This window comes from Bacillus cereus group sp. MYBK14-1, from assembly GCF_051916885.1.
Lineage (GTDB): Bacteria > Bacillota > Bacilli > Bacillales > Bacillaceae_G > Bacillus_A > Bacillus_A cereus.
Map to the genome: position 1 here is coordinate 280,552 of NZ_JBQAHM010000001.1, position 23,207 is coordinate 303,758.

The window sequence follows — 23,207 nt, forward strand, 5'->3', positions numbered from 1 at the left end:
ATATTACATAAAAATGACATTCATAAGATTTCTTTAAAATTCTCGTTTCCGTTCATAATAAGAATGCTTACTTATACATTTATTTTATAAGGCAAACGTTACTTAGGAGGTTTTCGATGCGAAAGAAAATTTGGTTTATATGCCTTGCATTATTTATTACTATGATTTTCACTTCATGTAATGCAACAAATGCAAATTCGAAAGGAAAAATTAAACTTGGTGTAACAAGTTGGAAAGAAAATATTGCAACTGCAAACATGTGGAAAGTTTTATTAGAAGAAAAAGGCTACAAAGTTGAGCTCATGTATTTAGAAAAAGCCGCAATTTGGACTGGTGTCGCTCGTGGCGATGTTGATGCGAATTTAGAAGTATGGCTACCAGTTACAGATAAACCGCTAAACGATCGTTATAAAGATGATATTGTCTTAAAATCAAAATGGTACGAAGGTACTGGACTAGGTTTAGTCGTCCCTTCTTATATGAAAAACATAAACAGTATCGAAGATTTAAATGCTCATAAAGATGAACTAGATAATAAAATTGTCGGTATCGAACCCGGTAGTAGTCTTATGAATTTAACGAATAAAGCAATGAAAGAATATGATATAAAACTAAAACTTGTCCAATCTTCTGAAGCTGCGATGATGAGTGAACTAAAGAAAGCATATACAAAAAAGAAACCAATCGCTGTTACGCTTTGGAATCCGCATTGGGGTTTTTCAGAATTTGACTTAAAATATTTAAAAGACCCTAAGAAAGTATATGGTGAAAAAGATGACATTTATTACTCCGTTCGTAAAGGTTTCGAAAAAGATCACCCGGATATCATAAAATACTTTGATAAATGGAAAATGAACGATGAGCAGCTTGGTACATTAATGGTCGAGTTAAATAAAACGAAAGATCCCGAAGAAGCGGCACGAAAATGGATTAAGAACAATCAAGCGCTAGTTGATGAATGGGTAAAGGATTAATAAAAAGGCTAGAGAATTAACATATCCTCTAGCCTTTTTCATCTTATTTTTTCGTAACAACATCATCTACAATCCCATATACCTTCGCTTCTTCTGCAGTCATAAAATAATCTCTTTCTGTATCATGTGCTACTCTTTCAATCGGTTGGCCTGTTTTTTCTGCAATCATTTTATTAATATCATGCTTTAACTTTAATATTCTCTTCGCAGTTATTTCAATTTCTGTTGCTTGCCCTTGTGCACCACCAAGCGGCTGATGAATCATAATTTCACTGTTAGGGAGCGCAAACCGTTTTCCTTTTGCTCCAGATAATAATAGCAATGCACCAAATGATGCCGCAAAGCCCATGCACAGCGTTTGCACATCTGGTTTAATTAAATTCATCGTATCTAATATTGCAAAACCTGCTGTCGTTGAACCTCCTGGGCTATTGATGTATAAATATATATCTTTTTCTGCATCTTCTGCTTCTAAAAATAATAATTGCGCTACGACACTACTCGCTACTTGATCGTTAATTTCTGATCCGATAATAATAATGCGGTCTTTTAATAACCTTGAATATATATCATAGGAACGTTCTCCTAATTTTGTTTGTTCTACTACATATGGAATTGTATTCATTTTAAATTCCTCCAATACTTGTTATGCTGCGCAAAGCATACAACTGTAGGAAGAAGGGTTTTTCACATTAAATAATAACACTGGCTGTTTAGATGGTAACTTAGTAAAATCTATTGTCGGAAGAAGTTTCGTTAACAATTCTGGTCTTTCCTCACGAATAGATGTTACAACAACTTCAATATCCTCTGTGAATTCGACTATCTCAATCCCTTCTTCACTTACAGTTTTCAGCCTATTTCTACTCCGAAATAAAGAAGCCTTTACTGCACCTTCTGATACAGAACACACTTTAGCAATATCAGCGATACTATATTGAAAAACATCTTTTAATAATAAAATTGCGGATTGCTGTACATTTAATGAAGACAATACTTTCCCTACCATTTCATGCAAATCTGCAATGTTCTCATGTGGTTCTTCAAAAGTGATTTGTTCTCTTATTTTTTCATGAACAGACTTAGACTTTATCTGATCTAACCAACGATTTCTTGCTATTTTATAGACGAGTGTCATACAAATATCTTTATTTCTATATTTTTGAAGCACTTTACACACTGTTTCTTGGGCGAGATCTTCCCCATCCCATTTGTTTTTCGTTAAAAAAGTACAGTATCTTTTTAACTCTCCATATTGTTCAATTAAAAAGTTTATATTTGAATGATTCATATCGATATGGTTCTTTAAAACATGAGTTACTTTTGTGCACAAAATAACCACTCCTTTTCAGCGCTTACTTAATAAACGATTCAACATTAAAAAAAGTTACGGGGATATAAAAAAATAATGTTTATGTTCAATAATTCGCGGTCATAAATATGTTATGTACAATTTTACGTGAGGAGGAACAAATTTGCCAAAATTAACAATTGAAGGTGCGGGAACTTTTGATGTGAAAGAAGGAACAAAGTTAGTATTAGCAATTGAAGATAGCGGTGTCAACATTCTTCATCGTTGCGGCGGGAATGCACGTTGCACAACTTGTAGAGTAGAAATACTAGCAGGTGATTTCTGTGAAGCGAGTGCGAATGAGAAACATGCAATGACGGAAAAAGGGATTGAAGATCATTTACGATTATCTTGTCAAATGCGTGTACATAAAGATATAGTCGTTCGTCCGGTACTTACAGTTGAAAATTCAGGTCTTGATGCTGGACCGCGTCCAGCGGAGTAAAGCGATGAATTTAAAACAGCTCGCTGGCGAATATGCCGCTAACTTTGTAAATGATGGCATGAAGATTGGGCTTGGTACAGGTTCTACTGTATATTGGACAATACAAAAATTAGGTGAGCGTGTAAAAGAAGGATTATCAATTCAAGCTGTACCGACATCAAAGGAAACTGAAGCATTAGCACATCAACTAAATATCCCCCTAATTTCGTTAAACGACGTACAAAGTCTTGATCTTACAATTGATGGAGCGGATGAAATTGATTCAAATTTACAACTTATAAAAGGCGGTGGCGGTGCATTACTTCGTGAAAAAATCGTTGCCTCTTCCTCTAAAGAACTAATTATCATTGCTGATGAATCGAAACTTGTAACTCATTTAGGTACTTTTCCATTACCTATTGAAATCATCCCTTTTTCATGGAAACAAATCGAAAATAAAATTCAGTCTTTAGGATGTCAAACAACATTACGTTTAAAAAATAATGAAACCTATATAACCGATAACAATAACATGATTATCGATTGTATATTCCCTAATCATATTTCTAATCCTGCCCATTTACACACTCAATTAAAAATGATTACTGGTGTAGTTGAAACAGGGTTGTTTATAAGTATGACGAGTAAAGTAATTATCGGCGCTAAAAATGGGATAAAGGAATTGTAATAAAAGCTAACTTTTTAAAGTTGGCTTTTTAGTGTGTTCTTTTTCTCTTGATAGCGCTTTATTATGATATACTATGAAAACACATCATACTAGAAAGGACTGAACATTTTGCAATCCAAACTTATAACAGAACTTACTGATTTAGAAACTGCTTTTCATATTCGAAAAGAAGTATTTGTAAAAGAACAAGGTGTCCCTCTTGCAGATGAATTCGATACATTCGATGAAATCGGAGAGCAATGTAAACATATTTTAGTTTATTATAATAAGCTTCCTGTAGGTACAGGGCGTATACGATTTGTTGATGGCGTCGGAAAATTAGAACGTATTTGCATTTTAAAAGATTATCGTACATACGGATTAGGTAAAGTCATCATTCAAACGTTAGAAGAAATTGCTCGTAACGAACAAGCTACAAAAGTGAAACTACACGGGCAAACACAAGCTGAAGGATTTTATAAAAAATTAGACTATCAAACTTCTTCTGATATATTTATGGAAGATGGCATTCCGCATATACTTATGACGAAAATGTTATCATAATAAAAAGGGTAGTATATGAATCTTATGTATTCATACACTACCCTTTTTTATTAATAGAAAAGTGAATTCTCAAGGTTCTCTTTTTCATCAAAGCCCATCATCTCTTAGTTCATACCTAGGTAAAGCTTACACTGTTTTCCATAATGATAATGCATAAATCCAGTTCGGATCACCATTTCCTTGATAACTCTGGACTGCTTCATATACTTTTCCTTCGTGTAGAACTCTATCTCCCTTTTTATATGCTTTTTTTGCATCCCACGCTTCATATGAAGCGCTTTCAGTTTTTGTAGTAATTGTGAATATATCACTCTGTACGGATTCATTTCCATCTACATCAACAGCTTTTACTACATATTTATAAGTAGTATTAGCGAGCAGATTTTTATCCATATAAGAAGTTGTATTGGATGTTGCAATCTTTTTCATTGATCCTTCTGTTTCTCTATAAATATCGTAATGGTCTACACCAATATTATCGTCAGATGGACTCCACATTAAATCCACACTTGACGCTGTCGTTCCCATACTATGTAATCCTTTTGGTTGTGTTGGTGCTTCTGTATCAGGAATCTCAACTGTTGTTTTTACTGTAAGCGCTGTACTTTCCTTCGATATATTGCCAGCTGCGTCAATTGCTTTTACAGTATAAGAGTATTCTGTGCTTGGTTGTAATTTCTTATCAATAAAATGAGTGCCTATTACTGTATCAATCATCTCTCCGTTACGGAAGATTTGATATCCTTTTACCCCTACATTATCCGTAGAAGCGTTCCATGTTAGTTCTACACTATTTGCTGTTACTTTTTGCGTCTGAAGTCCATTTGGAATACTTGGCGCTTCTATGTCTGGTTTCACATCATTAATAAGATTAACATCAATTACATTATAGAATGCATTTGCTGTATCAGCTACATCCCATACTGCTAAAATCACATGATATCCACTACGATCAGTAGGTACATTGATTTTATGAGTTAAATTATTTGAAGCTGCAGAACCATCATGTTGTACAGTTCCAATTGGTTCAAAATCTGCTCTTGTTAGCGCTTTATTTGGATTCCATCCTTTTTTAGTAATATAGTAATGCCACTTACTCGTTAAGTGAGGCGCAGTATACTTCCAAGTAAATGTATTTTCCCCACCAGTGATTGTATTTTTAAACCAACGATTTGCTGTTTGTTGATCTAAAATACCACCAAATTTTCCGCCTGCTGAAGCAATTTGTCCATCTACTGGACCACCTTGTGGGAACCCTTTTGGAGCTTCTAAACTTTGTGGTTCATACATAACACTTCCACAGTTTACATTTAGCGCACCATAAGTTGGACTACATAAAGCAGATCGGCTACCAGGCTTTTCAACAAAACCGTGCGCATAAGCATTTTGAGGAATAAGTGTCGTACTAATAATTCCAGCTGTTAATGCTACAGCTCCTAAACTTTTTTTGTTCATTTTCATATTTTGTAGTTGTTTTAAAAATCGATTATTCATGTTCATGTCTCCTTCTTGTTATACTTTGTAGTGGAATGTGGGCTTTGATGTAAAAGAATAACAAGAGACAAACTTGTACCGATGTATGTGTTAATTATGCATACACCGCAGTGAAATTATATTTTTCTTGTGAAATATTTCACTTTATGAATATATCATGACATAGAAATTACCTGAGTATGTGCAGAAGTTGTGCAGAAACAGTGAAATTATTACTAACATGTAAAACTAAGTCCTAACATTTTAAAATACAATTTGAATATATTTATCTATCATCTTTACTTCATAATTAACAATACATTTAACTGGTTAACTTTTATTCTTATACTTATATCACTCAGTGCCTTAGTTTTAACCATACTAGATATTAAAAATAAGAATTATAAAGTTAAATAAAAAGCATCCTATTTAGATGCTTTTCTAATGTATAATTTCATTTTTTTCACTGACCTACAAATATAAAAATTTCATCAACAGCTTCCTTATATCCACCTGATTTTTGGAAAGATTCCTTCAAATTCAAAGCAACTTCTTTAAATGAACGATTATTTAATACTATTTCTACACTTTCACTTAGTTGATCCGCAGTTAATCCTTGCATTTGTAATTTTACTCCTGCTCCAAGACTCTCCACTTGCTTTGCGACTACTGGCTGATCTGCACTTTGCGGTATTACAACGAGCGGAACCCCGTTATACAGTCCTTCATGCGCACTGTTCATCCCGCCGTGTGTAATAAATAGTTTCGTATATGTAAGCAGCTCAGTTTGGGGTACATAGTTTTTCACAATGAAGTTTTTAGGGATTTCGCCTAGATCACTTATTTTTGTTTTATTACCAATAGACATAACAATTGTATGCTCACTATTCTCAAAGGCCTTCATACACAGTTTATAAAAGTCAATCGCTTCATTAAAAACAGTACCTAATGAAATATAAATCGGACTTTTTTCTTCAATTGAAGTAAAATCAACGTCTCTGTTTTTCATTTGTGCAGAGATAGATGGTCCTACAAATTTATATGTTTCATCAAACGTATCACCAAAAGGCTGGAACTCCTTAATTGTATATACAATAGTAAGGGGTGCAGGATTACAGAAAACTTCATACGATGATTTTATTTCAACACCATATTTTTCAGCAATTCCCTTCGTTAAGTTTTGAAAATCATTCTGTATTTTATCATAAATTTCTACTGGGATATTTTTTAATAGATGACCTAACATTTGCTCAAAGGATTTTTCATCCTGCGCAAAAGATGTGCATGAATTTATGGCTGGAAGTTTAAGGATTTGAGCAATTAAATGGCCACAGCCAAACATAGAATCATGAATTATGTAATCAAAATGTTCACCTTCAATTTGTTCTAAAACGCTAGGTATTACAATATCCGCTGTATGTAGAAGGCCATTTATTCTTTCCTGCAAATAATTTCTGCCTCCAGTTAGAAACGCTTTTATAAATTTTTGATCATCAATCGTTCGTACAGTAGCACCTGTCTTCTCAATCCGCTCCCTGAAAGCTTCTATTGAAAAATAAACGACCTCTTCACCACGAGAAATCAATTCATCTACAACTTGTAAAGTTGGATTTATATGTCCTTCTGATCCAGCATTAATAAATAAAACACGCGCCATAATAAACACTCCTTACGTTAAATCATTTCTATGTTGACAAGAGTACGGATTCTCTCCATACTCTTTTCCTAGCTGTTCGTATCATGTTCCTACTAAATTGACCTAGCGAGTCTAAAACCGAGATCATCTATATGAAATGTAGGATGGCTTCGACGACGACAAGTAGCGCCGCAACCTCTCGCTACCTCCGCCCAACTACCTCCACGAAAAATGCGGTATGTTCCGTATACTTTTTCATCATACAAATCATAGCACCATTCCCAAACGTTCCCTAACATATCATAGAGTCCCCATGCATTCGGTTCCTTTTGGCCAACGTCATGAATATGTCCATTTGAATTTTCATTATACCATGCTATATCATGAAGTTTCCCGTATGTATATCCGGTTGTACCTGCTTTACATGCATATTGCGACTCTGCCTCAGATGGCAATCGGTAGCCATTTGAATCTAACTTACATCTAACAATTTGACCACCATCACTAATAGAATAATATTCTTTTAATCCCGCTTTTTTTGAAAGTACATTACAAAACGCAATGGCATCGTTCCATGAAATATTGACAACTGGTTTATGATTTTCAACAAAATTATTTAATGTACTATTTGTAATAGCATCATATACTTCCATTGTTACAGCATACTTTGCAAGAAGAAATGGTTGAATTTGTACTAGCCATTCTTTTTTTATTCGATCATCTCTTAATACTACCTCTCCAGCTGGAATATTGACCATTAATGAATCGATTAGTTGAATTAAATCGTTAGTCATTTTCTATTCCTCCAAACGTTCATTTTATATGAACTTATAGTCATATACTTATTACAAAATACAATTTTCAAAAAGCGTTAAATCTTTCATAATAAAAAACGATTAGTTTTATTAAACTAATCGGTAAGATCCACAAAGAATTTTTGTGTTACATTCTATTATTATATGTGCTCTAAAAATTTCCGAACCTCATTTGGAGATTTTAAAACAATAACCTTTTTCTCTTCGGGCAATTGCTCTAACCCTTTTAAAATTGTAGGTCGTTTAGCATTAGGATATTCCCATATCCATTTAAAAAATTGCAAATCAAATCTTTCTTCACATCCCGCGCCCATATCTGGTCTTATTTTATTCCGGTATTTTACAATTCTTTTAAAAGCACGATAAATACAAATTGTTCTATGAATATCAAGGAAGATAATTGTATCAGCTGCATTCAGTCTTATACCCATCGTCCCACCATAATTCCCATCAATAATCCACTTCTCATCTTTAATTAAGTTATTTTGAACTGCTATTTGTTCTTCTCTCGGAACACCTTCCCAATTCGGTTTCCAAAATAATGCATCAAGATGATGCACCTTAATATTTAATTTATTCCCTAACTGCCTTGGTAATGTAGATTTTCCTGAACCACCAGAACCAATTAATATTATTTTTTTCATACCTTTACGATACCTTCTATAACTTCTTCAATAGCTTCCTTATTAGCGAAAATCCAGGAGAACATTTCTTCATTTAACTTTAATAAATCTGGTAACTGGACAAAATAAGCAATAAAGATAATTTGAATTGAAAGCATAACATACCAAATGGCTTTTAGTTCTTCTTTCGTTAAATCATTTTGTTTATAATAACCTTCAAAGACTTTGCTAACGATATGTAACCATTTCCCTCTTAATCTTTCATCACTAAATAGCTCGCTTAATATACTTGTACAACAATAACATAAATCAAATATTTTTACATTATTTTCTAAAATCTCAAAATCTATAAACCCTTCCAGTTTATCATCTTTAAAGATTACATTTGATAGATGCATATCACGATGAATAATTTGTCTCGGTAATGGATGGACTGTTTCCTTGAAAGCTGCGTGCATTCGCTCCATCTTTTGAATTACCTCTCGATGAACATACTCATTCTTTTCTAAAATCGGTATAGCCCATTCAAATACCATCCTATATAAATCTCTTTTTATTAACTCATGGTCACTATTCACCGAATGTAATGCTTTGTGCAGATTAGCTATTTCTTCTCCAATTGTACTTGCTAGCCTTTCCAGCTTATTCGTATCTTTTATTTCTAAAACACTTCCGGCAACATACTCATATAAGCAATAATATTTTTCTTTATATAATACATATTGTTCATCATTTTCTGTCTTTACTACTCTCTGTACTTTAATTCCCTTTTCATACAGTTGCTTCAAAACATCGAATTCAACTAGAAGTTGCTTTATTGATCCTGTTTTCTTTAAAATATACTCTTTATTCTTGCATATAACCTTCGCTACTTTTTGTTGAATTACAGTAGCTGTGACATGTTCATTTTGAAACCAAAACTTTGCAATTTCCAGTGCTTGTTCCATTTACAAATACCCCTTTTACAATTCTTATGTCTTCCGAAAAATAACCTCACACAGTACTCCCACTCCAACACCAATTGTATAAGCAACTAAATCACTCCACAAAAATCCGTACCCTAACACAAGTCCACCTAAAGTCGTTGCACGAATATTATCTATCCATTCCGCATGATACAATTGGCTCACTTCAATCCCGTAGCAAAACATTAAACTAATAAAAGCCAACTTCTTCGTCTCTGTTTTAGGAAACAAAAATCCAAAGCCAGTGAAAATCATTAATGCCCATAAAGCATCGCCTAAGTAATCATTTAATAGATGTGGTAGTGCAAAAGCAAACTTTCTTGAGCTAAGACCTAAAATAATAATAACTATAGTAAATAGTGCATATACTACTCTATTTCGTTTCGTATTCATTTTAAAGTCCCCTAATATGTAATGTAAAACTGTAAATAGCTAGTAAAACAAAGTTATTTTACTAGCTATTTATTAGTTGCTTTAATGATAAGAAAATGTGGATTCGTATTTAGATAATAATATGATTTTTCGTCTACTTCTTTCATTTTTTCAATTGCCTTCGGTTCTACTATCTCTTCTAATACAAAATAATTTGTAGTTTCATTTAGTATGTCTTGTAATGATCTTCTAAAAAACTTGACTTCAATAGTAATATTCGGTTTAACCCAAGTATCTATTAATAACTGTTTTTCAAAATAATTTTCACATGGAAACTTTGTGAAATCCATAAAAGGATGATGAATAGAATAAATAAGTTCCCCACCTGGCTTCAATACACGACGAAATTCTTGAAATACTTGATTCCAATTTTCTATATAATGAAGAGTTAATGAACTTACAATCACATCATATGTATTATCTTTAAATGGCAATGTTTCTTGCAGATCATGACAAAGGAACGTTGCTTCTTCTCCTATATTTTCTTTTGCTGCTTTTACCATTTCAGGACTTACATCAATTGCTGTAACATTTGCTCCTCTTTTTATGAATTGAGAAGTATACCATCCAGCTGCACATCCAGCATCTAGTATCTTTTTTCCTTCTAGTTCCTTTGGAATAAGCTCCATCATCGCCGGTCTTTCATAATAACTGTTATATGGATTTGCGAAATCTAGATTTTCTTTATATGTACTCGCTAATTTATCATACGTATCTTTAATCGAATCTTTCATTACACACACTCCTAATACATATTAATCCATTAACTCCTGCTGCTTTTTCTTTGAAAATGATTGTAGTACTAAATCATACGACCAATCAATCATTTTATTAATTTGCTCCTGCTCTATATCCTTATGAATATAAACAGTATTCCAATGTTTTTTATTCATATGATACCCTGGAATAATTGTTTCTGGATAATCTTCTCTTATTCTTAATGCGACTTCTGGATCACACTTCAATGTAATCGCAGCTTTTTCGCCTTCTTCATGATTTACTATCGCAAATATTTTATTATTAAGCCTCATACACGTTGCACTCCAGCCATCTGGAGAATCTTCTGTCGCTTTTCTTTTCGATAAACAGTACGCTCTTGTTGCATTCATTTTAATTGGCACCTCTTATTCTTTCCCTGTTTGATTACGATGCATCACAATTTGCTTCGTTGCTTGAAATTGCTGCTCACCGTAAAACTTTATTAGCTTCTCACCGCAAAATAGACTAACAATATCAATATGAGATATTTCTCGAAGTAATATTGTAAGCATTTTCTCTCCAATACCTTTATTTCTTACACTCTCATGTACGACAACATCTTCAATGTATGCTCGAAAAACACCATCAGAAACGACTCTAGTAAATCCAACTAATTCATTTTCTTCCCATACTCCAATGGCTATACTATTCTTTAACATTTTTTCAATATCGACTTCTTTTCTTTCTGGCCACCAACCGACAGAATCATAAAGCTTCTTTATTTTTTCTGCACAGATTGGTTGTTCTTGTTGCAATTTATACGTGTACATATGCTTCCTCCCATCAATCAGTATACATAATATTATTATAATCTCTTTTCAAAAAAGTGCTGACTATGACCTTTCGGATGATCTTCAACGACACCATACTCCCTGTAACCGTGCTTTTTATAAAATTCTGGTGCTTGAAAACTAAATGAATCTAGCAATATTAATCTGCACTCTTTTTCCTTCGCAATTTCTTCAATTTTATGTAAAAGTTGGCTACCATAACCGTCATGACGAACTGATTTATCAACCCATAAAAAGTCGATATGAAGATGATAAAAATACATCGTACCTGTTACACCACCAAATATTTTTCCTTCTTCATTTTTTACTACGAGGCTTACTTCTTCCATCGGCTGTTTTACTTCATCTGTTAAGATGGACATATTATATTGAATAACTTTATTTTTAATGTATTCTCCTTCAATACGTGTACCGTTCTCTATATGTTTCATATACATTGCTTCCTTTCAACTTAGTAAGCTACATTTTATTTTTCCCTTTTAAAATACTAATCAAAACGAATCCACCATATGTAATAAAGCATGAAAAGCCAATTATCCCTGGTACAGAGACATAGCCTACCCTTATGTAACTTATAACTGCAAAACAAGCGATAGACAATAAAACAGATGGCCAAAATATAACAGCTATTTTTCTTCGTCCTCGTTTCGATGTACTTTCTTTCACTTCAGAAACACGTGTGCCAAAAAGCAATACAATACAAATAAGGATCGCTGCAAAGTAAATTGTATCTAATGACAAATTGTGATCATATAGTGCGATTCCAACTTCAAGAGCAATAATCGTTAAAATTAAAATAATGATTGTTGAAGTCTTTAAGTTTCTTTTCAATCGCTCACTCCTAGCATGCTTTCACTATATTCTTTGTATATGTACTTTAAAACTACTGCAAAAGCTTCATCTACCTCTTTATTTTCACGGCGATTCGGTAAATCTTTTCCCCCATCACATAAAGAAGCGGAAATTCGTTAAACATTCCTATAATACCAATATTTATTGTAGCTGTGAGTAATCCACCTTTCATATGAGCTAGATGATAATATGGGATTTCTTCATACTCTCCTTGCTGTCTTACCATGCCGCAAATAATTGGTTCCCATAATTCTGGTTCTGATTTATAACCTTGAAAGGTTTGTATGAAAAGGGCAAGAACTTCACTTAATTCTCCAACATTTTTCTCATCTCTAGCATTCTCTTGTATATAAATTTTTGAAAAGTACGTTTGTGCGTACATTTTCACAGCATCCCATCCACCACAGTGCATTACAACTGACTGTGCAACGCAACTATCATGACAAGCAATCATTACCTCTACCGCTTGACTAAGTGTTAAAGAAGTTCTTCCTTGTAAATGCGGATATAACTGCGCACTATCTTCATGCGGATTAAATTTAATGTGATGAAGTATATCATTCCAATTATGTTTATTTTCCTTCACCATTTGCGTTACTACAAATCCAATGACTAATTTTGCTGCTGATGCTAACGGAATATTTAATTCATTATTATATGAAGCAACTATCCGATTATCTTTTGTAGAATAAATTGCCATTCCCACATAATTAGATTGTACCTCTTTTATTTTATTTATAACAATTTCCATTTCCATCCCTCTTTTTATATCGTTATATTAACTTCTAATATTTCAACATTGAATGTAAAAAAACTTTTCATTAGCTATTAAAATAAGAAAAAGGTAGCATGAATTTTTTCTTGCTACCGAAAAATATTTATTCTTCTATAGGATTTTCAGGACCGTTAAGTTCCAGCTGATAAAAAGCTAAATCTAGCCATTTATTAAACTTATAACCAGCTTTTTTTATTGTTCCTGCATGAATAAATCCATAGTTTTGATGCAAGGCAATACTTTTCTCATTCTCTGCATCAATTCCAGCAATTAAGGTCATATACTCTCTTTCCTTTGCAATTTCGATTAATGTTTTCATTAAAGACGTCCCAATCCCATTTTTTCTATAATCCTTATCAACATACACCGAATGCTCAATTGAATATTTATAAGCAGGCCAAGCTCTAAATGGTCCAAATGTCGCAAATCCTACTACTTTATTATCTGATTCATATACGAAAATTGGATACCCTTCAGCCTTTTTTTGTTCATACCAATCTATTCTATTTTCAAGGGTTACAGGTTTATACGCATATACAGCTGTTGTATAAAGTATCGCATCGTTATAAATATCTAAAATGTATGCTAAATCTCTTTTCGTTGCTTCCCTTATCATTGTTTTCTTCCTTTCATCATGTTCATCTTATTTCACTATCTTTTCAATAGTTTTATTTTATCGAAATTTCCGATTTTTATCTACATACGAATACTAGCTTTTCGGAAACCATCAAGTATATTTATTGCAGCAGATAACATGTAGAAGAAAATTCCTCCCCCAATGAGCCACGTTTTAAACTCCTCTGAGGAAATAGTAAATGCATTTGCCAAATACGTAATGAATCCTTCGTTTAATAAATGTGGATTTACTACAATTACAATGAATATGATTGTTCCGACTACTTGAAGAATAGCATTTCCAATTGCCAACCTTTTCGTCCATTGTCCCTGTACTAACTTATAAAGTGATATAGCTACTTCGAAAACGATCATAACCAAAATTAGGGGCCAGTATTGAAGCAAAACATCTTGATTAAACGTTGGCGCGACAAACTTCAATCCGTTTTCTGTACCATGATATACGCCTACAAGATGATTCGCATAAAAGTAAAGTGTAGCCCATATTGCTGTCCACATTAAACCTCCAAAAACTTCAAACTTCGAGATTGCTTTTTTCTTTGGGATATACGAGATGTTTTTCAAATCATCTGGTGTCCATTTTTTTAAACTTGTCGTCAACGGCTCGATACCTTTGTCTTTATCTGTTCTTTCTAAAATAACAAACACAAGTGTCAACCAGAAAAATACATGGAGACCCACTTCAAAAATTTCCCCTATACCTTTACCTATCAATTGTAAAATAACATTTAATACCGCTTGATCACCATTATAGCCTATAAAATTTTCTGCAACCATTGAAATGAGCGCAATAACAGCTGCAATTGGTATAATCATTTTTAATAGCGTCGTATATACATCAAAATAACGTGGTCCAATTAAATGCATTGGTCTATCCAAGTACCCATTAGCCAATGAAACTGGACTTCCCAATTTTTCGAGTACGCTCTTCACATCTTCCTCATTATAATCGTCTGGTAACATATCCTCTATTGTTGACCGTAGTTCAAGTGTAATATCTTCACGATTTTGTTCAGGCAATCTCTTCGCAACTTCATGGACATACATATCAATCAAACTCATTTTCGTCCTCCTCCTTTAATAAGTTATAAAGTTCTTTCGAATCCTTTACCCACTGCTTTTTCAATTGTAAAAATATCTCTAATCCATATTCACTTAAAACATAATACTTACGAGGTCTACTCTCTGTTTTATCCCAACTACTCGTCACTAACCCCTGCTTTTCTAATCGGCGAAGTAGTGGATATAAAGTACTTTGATCAATTGTAATCCCTGATTGCTCCAATAACTGGACAAGTGAATATCCGTACTGCGGCGTTCTTAATTGACTTAAAACAGCTAACGTTAATGTCCCTCTTCTTAACTCAGTAATTAACGAGTTTAATAAAGTATCCATTCACTCACCTCATTTCCATTACTATATGTCATACAGTATGTGTTTTATACTATGTATCGTACAGTATTAATGTGACAAAAACTATAATCATTTACCAAAAAACGGATAATAAAAAGCGCAAATTATATGATTTTTGCTTTTTTAGCTAAGTTATATATCTATAGCACTAACTACTAATTTTGAAGTTCCAGTAATGCTATATTAAGTTACAAATATCGTATACATATGATGTGAACATAACATTTCACTATAGGAAGCTATAAAAATGGCGAATTACCATGCTTGAATGATTCCCGTTTTCAGCACCTAATCAACGTTATTTCCTTCATAAACTTCATCTTGTTCAAAATCTTTATTTTTGTTTGGTTTATTAGAGAAAAATAAAAAAACAATTAAATTAGGTTAATTGTTTTTCAAATGCAAAATCTTTATTTTTTTAAATAATCTATGATATTCGAAAAGACAAACTCTCCAAATGCAAGTGGTATATAAATAAACCATAACTTTAATATTGCCTTTGTTTCTTTGTGATCAGAATCCCCCATTAAAACCAACCCTATCCTTTTTCTTCTAATATTTTCATTTTAATTCCAATAACAAGGAAATTATACCATTCATTAAAGTTATAGTCTATTTTTTCTAAAAATTAAATAAATAAAATTCTTGTATTCCCTCAATATTCAGATAAACATAATAACTTTTTTACGTTTCATCTTCAAAGTCAATAATGAGTCCTGTTAGAACCGCTACATTACCAATTGATTGGATTCCGTGACCAATAAAATCCATCTTAAATTCTTCCTACTTTAATTTATGTAATGATATAATAACAATAAATTTTCAACACGTGCTTAATAGAATGGGGACTTATAATGGATAAACCTCTCACTGCATTACAAACTATTATTATACATATGAATACAAATGAACATTGGCATGATTTTATTTGTTATTGTCAGCATCGCGAAGCGGGACTTCGAAAATTAGCTTATAAACCTTTAGAGACATTTATTTCAAATGCAAAGAAATGGGAATCAAAAGATCAAGAAGAGTTTGCCATTTCACTGTTTACTATTTTAGATGCATTAAACGAAAAAGATGAGGTCTTAACTTTTTCACTAAATAGTTTTCTAATAGACATTCTATATAGATGGACAGAAAACAACCCATTTGATTCAAGACCTTTTAGATGGATAGGAATTTATATGGACTCTAGCAATAAAGATGACGATTTAGAAAAATTCCTTCGAAAAGCGATTGAATTAGGTGGTGATACCGAACAAGAAGCTATGATATACCTAGTTTCTAATTACATCCATACTTTAGAATTTGGTACACATGAATTCCCTTCAGGTTATTGCGGAGATTTAAGCGAATGTATAGAAAAACTTCCCTATATGCTTCAATTAATTAATAGAATTCAGAATAAGAACATAAAGGAGCAAAACATTGGTCAAATACAAGAACAACTACACCTTATTCTAGATTGGTTAAAACATACACAAACTCCAGTAGATGCTGTTCGTATATGGGAAAAAGAACAAACTAAGGAATTAGAAATGGTCATTGTATATTATTTACACAACAGCTCAAGTCGTTAATTCATCTTGTACAGAGATAATAAAGTTGTTTAAAACATAATAAAATTGTTTGAAAAACGCCAGTCATGTTATTCAACAATCGGACTATATAATGGAATGAATCCTTGTAAAAATTATAAATATTTGAAATAATCATTATTAAGTTGAAGCAGAACGATTGCAGAAAAAGGTGATACGACTTTTTCTTACTTAAGAATCGCGAAACAGTTGAAAATTTTAATTAATTATATTCCGAAAGGGTGTGTGTAGTATCTTATCAACTAATGTTTTTACTTATAAATCTAAGGATGGAAAAACAGTAATAATTAGAGAAGCTAAAGAACAGGATGCAGAAAGAATACTAGATTCTGCTTCAAAAGCTTTAATAAACGCTCCATACATGCTAAGTACGGTTGAGGATGTAAAAAAGGTACGTATCGATGCTATTCAAAAAACGTTAAAAGCTTATCATGAAAATCCAAATTATGTACAGTTTATTGCTGAAGTTGATGGTAAGTTAGTCGGTGCAATAGATTTTAAGAACGGAAACAAAGAAAAAATTAGTCATCAAGGGGCTTTTGCGATGACCATACTACCTGAATATCGAAATTATGGTATTGGAAGAGCTCTTCTAGAAACGTTAATCAATTGGGCTAAAAATAACAGTAAGATTGAAAAAGTTTGTCTTGAGGTAATGGAAGATAATCTAGGTGCAATCCAGTTATATAAGAATCTAGGCTTCTTTGAAGAGGGTAGAAAAGCAAAGGGTGTAAAATTGGATGATAGCTATCAAAATTTAATATTAATGGCTTTATTCGTTTAAAATTGAACATTAATTTCAATATAAAAAGAGGATCTTCATAGTCATCTCCCTGTTAAGTAGACAGTAATAGAAATCCTCTTTTTATATTTATCCCACATTAGCTTGCAGTAAAACTCCCCACTGATTATAGTTCCACTTTATTTTAATCCTTTAATTAAAGGTGACGCTTCCCCACTATGGAAAATCCATAAGTCATGAAGTGATCTCGTACATCCGACATATAGTAATTTTGCATCATGTTTTGTGTTTTTGTAATGTTCTTCATCCACATCAATTAAAAGCACCGCATCAAATTCTAAACCTTTCGCTAAATAGACAGGTACTACTGATATACCACCTTCATATTTACTTTGGTTTGCTTCAATTACGTTGACCGTTAATCCTGCATTTGTTAATTTCACATATATATCACGGCATTCATCTTCTGTTCTTCCGATTACCGCAATTGTTTTCACATCTGCATTTTGCAAATGTTTTACCGTCTTCACAATTTCAGTAAATTGATTTTCTGCATGAATTACTTTCACATCTTCTCCACTGCGGAAGACTGGTGTTGCGAGTCCTACTGGGATTTCTGCATTTTTAATTATTTCATTTGCAAATTCAATAATTTCTTTTGTAGAACGATAACTTCTTGTCAATTCATAATAACCGGTTTCTTGGAATACTTCCTTAAAAGCATTCCAATCTTCAATTCCTTGGTAATCATAAATCGCTTGCGATAAATCACCTAATATAGTGAAAGAATTACCTAATGTAATTTCTTTTAATACATAAACTTGGAAAGGCGAAAAATCTTGCGCTTCATCAATAACAACGTGATGAAACTTCTGCCCGATTTCAATCCCTGTTATACGATGATGTATGTATATTAAAGCTGGTAAATCTTCTACATACACTTCTTTTTTACGACAACTCTTTTCTGTTTCTTTAACAAGTTCTTCAGGTAATACCTCAAGTATTTCTTTACTTTTTACTATTGAACTATACAGTGAAAGAGCACTCATTTTCGGCCAAAACTTCATATATGCGTTCAGTCTCTTAGTCGCTTCTTTTTTAAGTAATTTTTTCTCGTTTGTTTCCCCGAATTTTTTAAGTTCAATTTCAATCCAGCGCTTCATTCGTCCTACTAATCGTTCTCTTCTTTTCTGTAAAGGATAATGTTTATATTCAACTTGCATCCATTTTTTAATATCTTCTACTGGAATAATTGCTCTATCCCACGCCTCAAAATCTTTTGTCGGAACTAACTCATTTTCAAATTGGATCATTCTCTCTTCAATAAACGTCTTAAATTCCAACGTACCCTTTAATTTACCTAGCATTACCTTCTTTTCATCACGACTAATTGAAAATGCTTCTTTCAATTTTTCTTCTGTCTGCTTTAGTTTCACTGAATCATCTAACGTACGTAATGCCCAATCCGGAAACGTTGTTTGATTAATATTCCCTACACCTAATTCAGGAAGTACACTCGAAATATAGTCTAAAAACAGACTATTCGGCGCAAATACGATCATTCTTTCTGCTTCTAGTTGTTCACGATATTCATAAATTAAAAAAGCAAGGCGATGTAAAGCAATTGTTGTCTTTCCACTCCCTGCAACCCCTTGAATAAGTAATGGTAAATTTCTTTCCGCTCGAATAATATCATTTTGTTCCGATTGAATCGTTGAAACAATATCCTTTAGCTTATTATCTTTATTCTCACCTAATCGATATAGAAGAAAATCATCGGCATGCGATACATCTTCATTTCCTTTTACATATGTATCAACAACACGTTCAAGTTCTCTTTTTCGAATGGAAATGTTTCGTTTTAAATACACATCACCTTCTACTAACCCATCTGGTGATTGATAAAATGCTAATTCGTCTCCACCGGTAAATGAATAAAACATACTTGCGACAGGTGCCCGCCAATCGATAATGATTGGCTTCATCGTGTCCATATCCGAAACCCCTACTTTTCCGATATAAATCGGCATAACTTCTTCTTTTCCATCTTCCTGAAAATCTAACCTTCCAAAGTACGGCTCTTGCACACCAATACGTAAGTTTTGTCTATTAGACTCCCTCATACTTTCAAGAATTTGCTCTTTAAAATCTTCTCCATAATAAACTGGGATTTTTTCAAGCTTATCCAATTGCTTATCCATCGTATGTAAAGTATCCTTCATTTTTTGTAACTCATCTTCAAATATGTTGCTCATTTCGACGATTCCCTCCTGTCCGTTCTAATTTTTCAGTCGAAGTATCATTGTATTAAAAATCCAATCATAAAGTCAATAGTTTCCATTTAAATTTTCCGAAAAAACTTACTTTTCATCTTTCTAATTTAAAAAGAATATGCAACATCTAAATCACACAAATACACATATAGTATAATGATGCATGCAAAAGATACTACTTTCTATTTGTCTCCTATTTAATTTATCTATTAAAAAACATTGTAAAAATTAAAGAATTTAATCAATGGGCGCTTTACTGCCCATAAATAGTAGGATAAATAAAAGTAAAGGAGGCTCTTCAAATGAATATTTTGAATCTATCTCAAGATTAAATATGCTTCTATCTGGCTATATCCTTATGGTTTGTTGGTCAATTATGTATGTTGAAATATATAGACTTACAAAATCCGTCTGGCCATGCGTTATCATGCATGCGATTGAGGATGCTGTTCCTACTGTTTTAGTTACCCTAACAGGGATTATTACCCTTACAAACAGTAGTGATTTTTGGTTAAATCCTATTAGCGGGGTCGCTGCTACTGTTTTATTTCTCGGAATTGGAATCGTACTAAGAACTATAAGAATAAAAAGAGAACGACAATTATTCACACAATAAAAAGCAGATAATGAATTCGTCATTATCTGCTTTCCAATTTTTAAAACTACCTTATTATATTTTTTGATACATAAGCCAGTCACCAGAGTCTATCACTTTCTTTAACATCTTTTTATCTTGAGCGATATACACATATGCCTCAATTTCCCTATCAGCAACATATACTGTTTGCGTGATTCGATCATATAAATCAGTCTCCGCATTACCTGTATATTCTTCTAGTTCATCTAACTTACACAATATCTCATCATTTACTACATAAACTTCTCCATACACCTGTTCTTCAATCGAATAAGTCATGGCCGGATATCCTTCGTTCGTATCAAATAATTTGCCATATGTCCAAGCTCTGTCTGCGATGCATGTTGCACCTAGCATATAATGAGCATTCGTTTGTCCTCTTCTTAACGTGCCATAAACGAAAACATGATACATAAATTCTTATCCCCTTTATATGCCTCTACTTTCTTATTTGTAAATAAGCACGAATCATAAAGTAACTCACTTCATTCGGAAGCTGTTCTTTAATAGATTTCAGACCACCATCTGCATTTTGAACGGCAGTTTCAATAAGAGATTCATACTCTGCTGGAACAAAGCTTTTCCAATCTACTTCCATTCCATCCTCATAGCAGCGAATTAAATGGTTTTCGATTGTTTGTCTTGATAAGTTACGTTCTTTTGCAATCTCATTCAAATCAATACCTTGTTTATACATTTCATACGTTTCTAAATGAGAATTTGCGGACGCTTTTCCTGACTTTTTACGCTCTGAAACTACTTCTGTCTTAATCGTTTCAGCATAATTTGGATTTTCTTCAATAAAATGCTGAACTGCTTGTAAGAAGTGCGAGCCATATTTCACAAGTTTGTGTTCTCCGATACCTTTTACCGTCAACAATTCGGAATCACTTTGCGGCATTTTCACGCACATATCTTTCAATGTTTGGTCAGAGAAAATAACGAACGGAGGTACACCTTCTCCTTGTGCAATTTCTTTACGTACTTCACGAAGCACTTCAAATAAAGGATGGTCTTGAACAATTTGTCTTGTCTCTACTCGTTCTTTTCGTAAAACATTCTCTTTACCAAGTAATACTTCTTTCCCTTTTTCTGTTACTTTTAACGTCGGATAAGTGCCATGCTCAACTGCAATTAACTCGTCTGAAATTAAAAACTCAATAAACTCACTGACCTCTTTTACACTACGGTTCGATAAAAGCCCATACGTTGGTAAAGTATGAAAATTAAATTCAATAACTTTCTTATTCTTCGACCCAGTTAGTACTTGCGCTATCATTTGCTTTCCAAAGCGTTGGTTCGTTCTAATCATGCATGATAAAACCATTTGTGATTCCCTTGTCACATCGATGCTCTCGCGATTGTCTGTACAATTACCACAGCGTCCACAATCTTCTTTCGGTTCTTCTCCAAAGTATTGCAAAATGAATGATTGTAAACATTGTTCTGTATGACAGTAATCGGTCATATTTTGCAATTTTTCAAGTTCATTTGAAAAACGTGATTCTCCAGTTGATTGATCAATTAAAAAACGCTGTACTTGTACATCTTGAGAAGAATATAACAATATACATGTACTATCTAATCCGTCACGACCAGCACGTCCTGCTTCTTGATAGTAACTTTCCATATTTTTTGGAAGCTGATAATGAATTACGTAACGAATATTCGATTTATCAATACCCATCCCGAATGCAGATGTTGCTACCATTACACTTACTTCATCTCGTAAAAAGAGTTCTTGTTGCTCATTTCGATCACTATCACTCATACCAGCGTGATATTTTGATACAGAAACTCCTGCCTTCATTAAATCTTCATATAACTGATCGACTACTTTTCTAGTAGCTGCATATATAATCCCAGATTCCTTTTGATTTTGACGAATATAATCCGCCAAATATGCATTTCGATCTTGCCCTTTAATGACAGAAAACGATAAGTTCTCACGCTCAAACGTTGTCATAATTGTATTTTCTTTATTAATTTCAAGTGTATTACAAATATCATCACGTACTTGCGGTGTTGCTGTTGCTGTTAATGCTAATACGAGCGGCTTTTCTGGAAGATAATCTAATATGCGATGTATATGTAAATAACTTGGACGGAAATCATGTCCCCACTGTGAAATACAGTGTGCTTCATCAATCGCAATCATAGGGATTTTCATATCGATAAGTTGGTCAACAAACTCCATCGAATCAAGACGCTCAGGCGCGACATAAAGTAATTTGTAATGTCCTTGTTTCGCTAATTGAATTCGCTGATTTGCTTCAGCAATCGAAATAGAACTATTAATATATGTAGCTGAAATGCCATTCTGTACCAATGTATCTACTTGATCCTTCATAAGTGATATTAAAGGAGATATAACCAACGTCGTGCCTTCAAATACTAATGCCGGAATTTGATAACAAATTGACTTACCGCCACCCGTTGGCATAATACAAACCGTATCTTTCCCATCTAGTACATTTTTAATTGTTTCATCTTGTCCTCTTCGAAACGAAGAATAACCAAAGTAGGACGCTAAAAGTTCTTGTGCTTTAGTAAACAAAAAAGAGTCACCTGCTTTTCTTTATCTTTCATCTACTTCTATTATATCAATCACTTATGCGACTTGAAAGGGATGGATAAACGCTTATTGTTTTTTCATTATTCTATATTTAATATGAATTAGCATCCGTGTTTTATATGTTTTACAACATTTATAACGTAAATCCAGTACACAAGAAGAAAGAGTTTCAATTTAAATGTTCATTTTATTTCCCTTTCTTGAATACTACTAATCGTATACATATAA

General features: G+C 33.0%; 25 protein-coding genes and 3 pseudogenes. 7 read left to right on the plus strand and 21 right to left on the minus strand.

Translation table 11 applies throughout. The features are described from left to right. The first annotated feature begins 116 nt into the window (after positions 1–116). Positions 117–974, plus strand: coding sequence for a glycine betaine ABC transporter substrate-binding protein (locus tag ACTFR3_RS01425; RefSeq protein ID WP_001227613.1), 858 nt, complete (start codon positions 117–119; stop codon positions 972–974). A gap of 43 nt (positions 975–1,017) precedes the next feature. On the opposite strand, the gene clpP is transcribed toward ACTFR3_RS01425, so the two are convergent. Together clpP and ACTFR3_RS01435 are read right to left on the minus strand one after the other, a co-directional pair. Continuing rightward, positions 1,018–1,599, minus strand: a complete 582-nt coding sequence (gene clpP, locus ACTFR3_RS01430) for an ATP-dependent Clp endopeptidase proteolytic subunit ClpP (RefSeq protein WP_001092373.1) — start codon at positions 1,597–1,599, stop codon at positions 1,018–1,020. A gap of 21 nt (positions 1,600–1,620) precedes the next feature. Then, the gene (locus ACTFR3_RS01435) at positions 1,621–2,307 is read right to left on the minus strand and encodes an RNA polymerase subunit sigma-70 (protein ID WP_000337509.1); all 687 of its coding nucleotides are present in this window, start codon (positions 2,305–2,307) and stop codon (positions 1,621–1,623) included. 142 nt (positions 2,308–2,449) lie between these two features. Between ACTFR3_RS01435 and ACTFR3_RS01440 the strand changes: the two genes are divergently transcribed. The 3 genes from ACTFR3_RS01440 to ACTFR3_RS01450 all read left to right on the plus strand — a co-directional run bounded on the left by ACTFR3_RS01440 (position 2,450) and on the right by ACTFR3_RS01450 (position 3,980). Further along, entirely contained in the window at positions 2,450–2,770 is a 321-nt protein-coding gene (locus tag ACTFR3_RS01440) for a 2Fe-2S iron-sulfur cluster-binding protein (protein ID WP_001125388.1), read from the plus strand. A 4-nt stretch (positions 2,771–2,774) separates the two neighbouring features. Continuing rightward, positions 2,775–3,437, plus strand: a complete 663-nt coding sequence (rpiA, locus tag ACTFR3_RS01445) for a ribose 5-phosphate isomerase A (protein ID WP_440044096.1) — start codon at positions 2,775–2,777, stop codon at positions 3,435–3,437. A 108-nt stretch (positions 3,438–3,545) separates the two neighbouring features. After that, entirely contained in the window at positions 3,546–3,980 is a 435-nt protein-coding gene (locus ACTFR3_RS01450) for a GNAT family N-acetyltransferase (RefSeq protein WP_440044097.1), read from the plus strand. A 126-nt stretch (positions 3,981–4,106) separates the two neighbouring features. Here ACTFR3_RS01450 and ACTFR3_RS01455 read toward each other — a convergent pair whose 3' ends face one another. The 16 genes and pseudogenes from ACTFR3_RS01455 to ACTFR3_RS01530 all read right to left on the minus strand — a co-directional run. Further along, a complete protein-coding gene (locus ACTFR3_RS01455; RefSeq protein ID WP_440044098.1) occupies positions 4,107–5,474 on the minus strand; it encodes a lytic polysaccharide monooxygenase in 1,368 nt (455 codons plus the stop codon). A 442-nt stretch (positions 5,475–5,916) separates the two neighbouring features. After that, positions 5,917–7,110: a macrolide family glycosyltransferase gene (locus tag ACTFR3_RS01460; protein WP_440044100.1), complete on the minus strand. Its 1,194-nt coding sequence runs from the start codon at positions 7,108–7,110 to the stop codon at positions 5,917–5,919. A gap of 92 nt (positions 7,111–7,202) precedes the next feature. Further along, on the minus strand, positions 7,203–7,883 hold the full coding sequence (locus ACTFR3_RS01465) for a formylglycine-generating enzyme family protein (RefSeq protein WP_440044101.1): 681 nt from the start codon (positions 7,881–7,883) through the stop codon (positions 7,203–7,205). Positions 7,884–8,044: 161 nt separating this feature from the next. Beyond that, entirely contained in the window at positions 8,045–8,548 is a 504-nt protein-coding gene (locus tag ACTFR3_RS01470) for a DNA topology modulation protein (protein ID WP_088338684.1), read from the minus strand. Then, the gene (locus ACTFR3_RS01475; RefSeq protein ID WP_000434081.1) at positions 8,545–9,474 is read right to left on the minus strand and encodes a phosphotransferase enzyme family protein; all 930 of its coding nucleotides are present in this window, start codon (positions 9,472–9,474) and stop codon (positions 8,545–8,547) included. The genes ACTFR3_RS01470 and ACTFR3_RS01475 overlap by 4 nt, the downstream gene beginning before the upstream one ends. A 24-nt stretch (positions 9,475–9,498) precedes the next feature. After that, complete coding sequence (locus tag ACTFR3_RS01480) at positions 9,499–9,885, minus strand: DUF2809 domain-containing protein (RefSeq protein WP_088338685.1); 387 nt, start codon at positions 9,883–9,885, stop codon at positions 9,499–9,501. A gap of 65 nt (positions 9,886–9,950) precedes the next feature. After that, a complete protein-coding gene (locus ACTFR3_RS01485) occupies positions 9,951–10,658 on the minus strand; it encodes a class I SAM-dependent methyltransferase (RefSeq protein ID WP_000655262.1) in 708 nt (235 codons plus the stop codon). A 21-nt stretch (positions 10,659–10,679) separates the two neighbouring features. Continuing rightward, positions 10,680–11,033: an MmcQ/YjbR family DNA-binding protein gene (locus ACTFR3_RS01490; protein WP_000994620.1), complete on the minus strand. Its 354-nt coding sequence runs from the start codon at positions 11,031–11,033 to the stop codon at positions 10,680–10,682. A 15-nt stretch (positions 11,034–11,048) separates the two neighbouring features. After that, a complete protein-coding gene (locus ACTFR3_RS01495; RefSeq protein ID WP_440041289.1) occupies positions 11,049–11,453 on the minus strand; it encodes a GNAT family N-acetyltransferase in 405 nt (134 codons plus the stop codon). Between the two features lie 35 nt (positions 11,454–11,488). Continuing rightward, the gene (locus tag ACTFR3_RS01500; RefSeq protein WP_000680416.1) at positions 11,489–11,905 is read right to left on the minus strand and encodes a GNAT family N-acetyltransferase; all 417 of its coding nucleotides are present in this window, start codon (positions 11,903–11,905) and stop codon (positions 11,489–11,491) included. Between the two features lie 28 nt (positions 11,906–11,933). Then, positions 11,934–12,305 (minus strand): hypothetical protein, encoded by a 372-nt coding sequence (locus ACTFR3_RS01505; protein ID WP_440041287.1) that lies wholly within the window; start codon positions 12,303–12,305, stop codon positions 11,934–11,936. After that, positions 12,302–13,077 (minus strand): annotated as a pseudogene (locus ACTFR3_RS01510) (serine hydrolase). The gene ACTFR3_RS01505 and the pseudogene ACTFR3_RS01510 overlap by 4 nt, the downstream one beginning before the upstream one ends. Positions 13,078–13,204: 127 nt before the next feature. Beyond that, positions 13,205–13,717: an N-acetyltransferase family protein gene (locus ACTFR3_RS01515; RefSeq protein WP_440041286.1), complete on the minus strand. Its 513-nt coding sequence runs from the start codon at positions 13,715–13,717 to the stop codon at positions 13,205–13,207. An 80-nt stretch (positions 13,718–13,797) separates the two neighbouring features. Beyond that, positions 13,798–14,799 carry an HAAS signaling domain-containing protein gene (locus ACTFR3_RS01520; protein ID WP_440041284.1) on the minus strand — a complete coding sequence of 334 codons (1,002 nt, stop codon included), beginning with the start codon at positions 14,797–14,799 and terminating at the stop codon, positions 13,798–13,800. Next, the gene (locus ACTFR3_RS01525) at positions 14,786–15,133 is read right to left on the minus strand and encodes a PadR family transcriptional regulator (protein ID WP_103621491.1); all 348 of its coding nucleotides are present in this window, start codon (positions 15,131–15,133) and stop codon (positions 14,786–14,788) included. Before ACTFR3_RS01525 ends, ACTFR3_RS01520 begins: the two co-directional genes overlap by 14 nt. A 705-nt stretch (positions 15,134–15,838) precedes the next feature. Next, positions 15,839–15,913, minus strand: a pseudogene (locus ACTFR3_RS01530) (DUF6944 family repetitive protein); the annotation flags it as partial. 92 nt (positions 15,914–16,005) lie between these two features. Here ACTFR3_RS01530 and ACTFR3_RS01535 point away from each other — a divergent pair. Both ACTFR3_RS01535 and ACTFR3_RS01540 read left to right on the plus strand, forming a co-directional pair. After that, positions 16,006–16,734, plus strand: a complete 729-nt coding sequence (locus ACTFR3_RS01535) for a hypothetical protein (protein WP_440041282.1) — start codon at positions 16,006–16,008, stop codon at positions 16,732–16,734. 241 nt (positions 16,735–16,975) lie between these two features. Further along, positions 16,976–17,536 (plus strand): GNAT family N-acetyltransferase, encoded by a 561-nt coding sequence (locus ACTFR3_RS01540; RefSeq protein ID WP_000337118.1) that lies wholly within the window; start codon positions 16,976–16,978, stop codon positions 17,534–17,536. 137 nt (positions 17,537–17,673) lie between these two features. On the opposite strand, the gene ACTFR3_RS01545 is transcribed toward ACTFR3_RS01540, so the two are convergent. Beyond that, positions 17,674–19,749 carry a HelD family protein gene (locus tag ACTFR3_RS01545; protein ID WP_440041280.1) on the minus strand — a complete coding sequence of 692 codons (2,076 nt, stop codon included), beginning with the start codon at positions 19,747–19,749 and terminating at the stop codon, positions 17,674–17,676. 319 nt (positions 19,750–20,068) lie between these two features. On the opposite strand from ACTFR3_RS01545, the pseudogene ACTFR3_RS01550 reads away from it, so the two are divergent. After that, positions 20,069–20,383, plus strand: a pseudogene (locus tag ACTFR3_RS01550) (CPBP family intramembrane glutamate endopeptidase); the annotation flags it as partial. A gap of 54 nt (positions 20,384–20,437) precedes the next feature. On the opposite strand, the gene ACTFR3_RS01555 reads toward ACTFR3_RS01550, so the two are convergent. Next, the gene (locus ACTFR3_RS01555; protein WP_000274908.1) at positions 20,438–20,818 is read right to left on the minus strand and encodes a gamma-glutamylcyclotransferase family protein; all 381 of its coding nucleotides are present in this window, start codon (positions 20,816–20,818) and stop codon (positions 20,438–20,440) included. A gap of 25 nt (positions 20,819–20,843) precedes the next feature. After that, a complete protein-coding gene (gene recQ, locus ACTFR3_RS01560) occupies positions 20,844–22,961 on the minus strand; it encodes a DNA helicase RecQ (protein ID WP_072770035.1) in 2,118 nt (705 codons plus the stop codon). Positions 22,962–23,207: the final 246 nt, after the last annotated feature.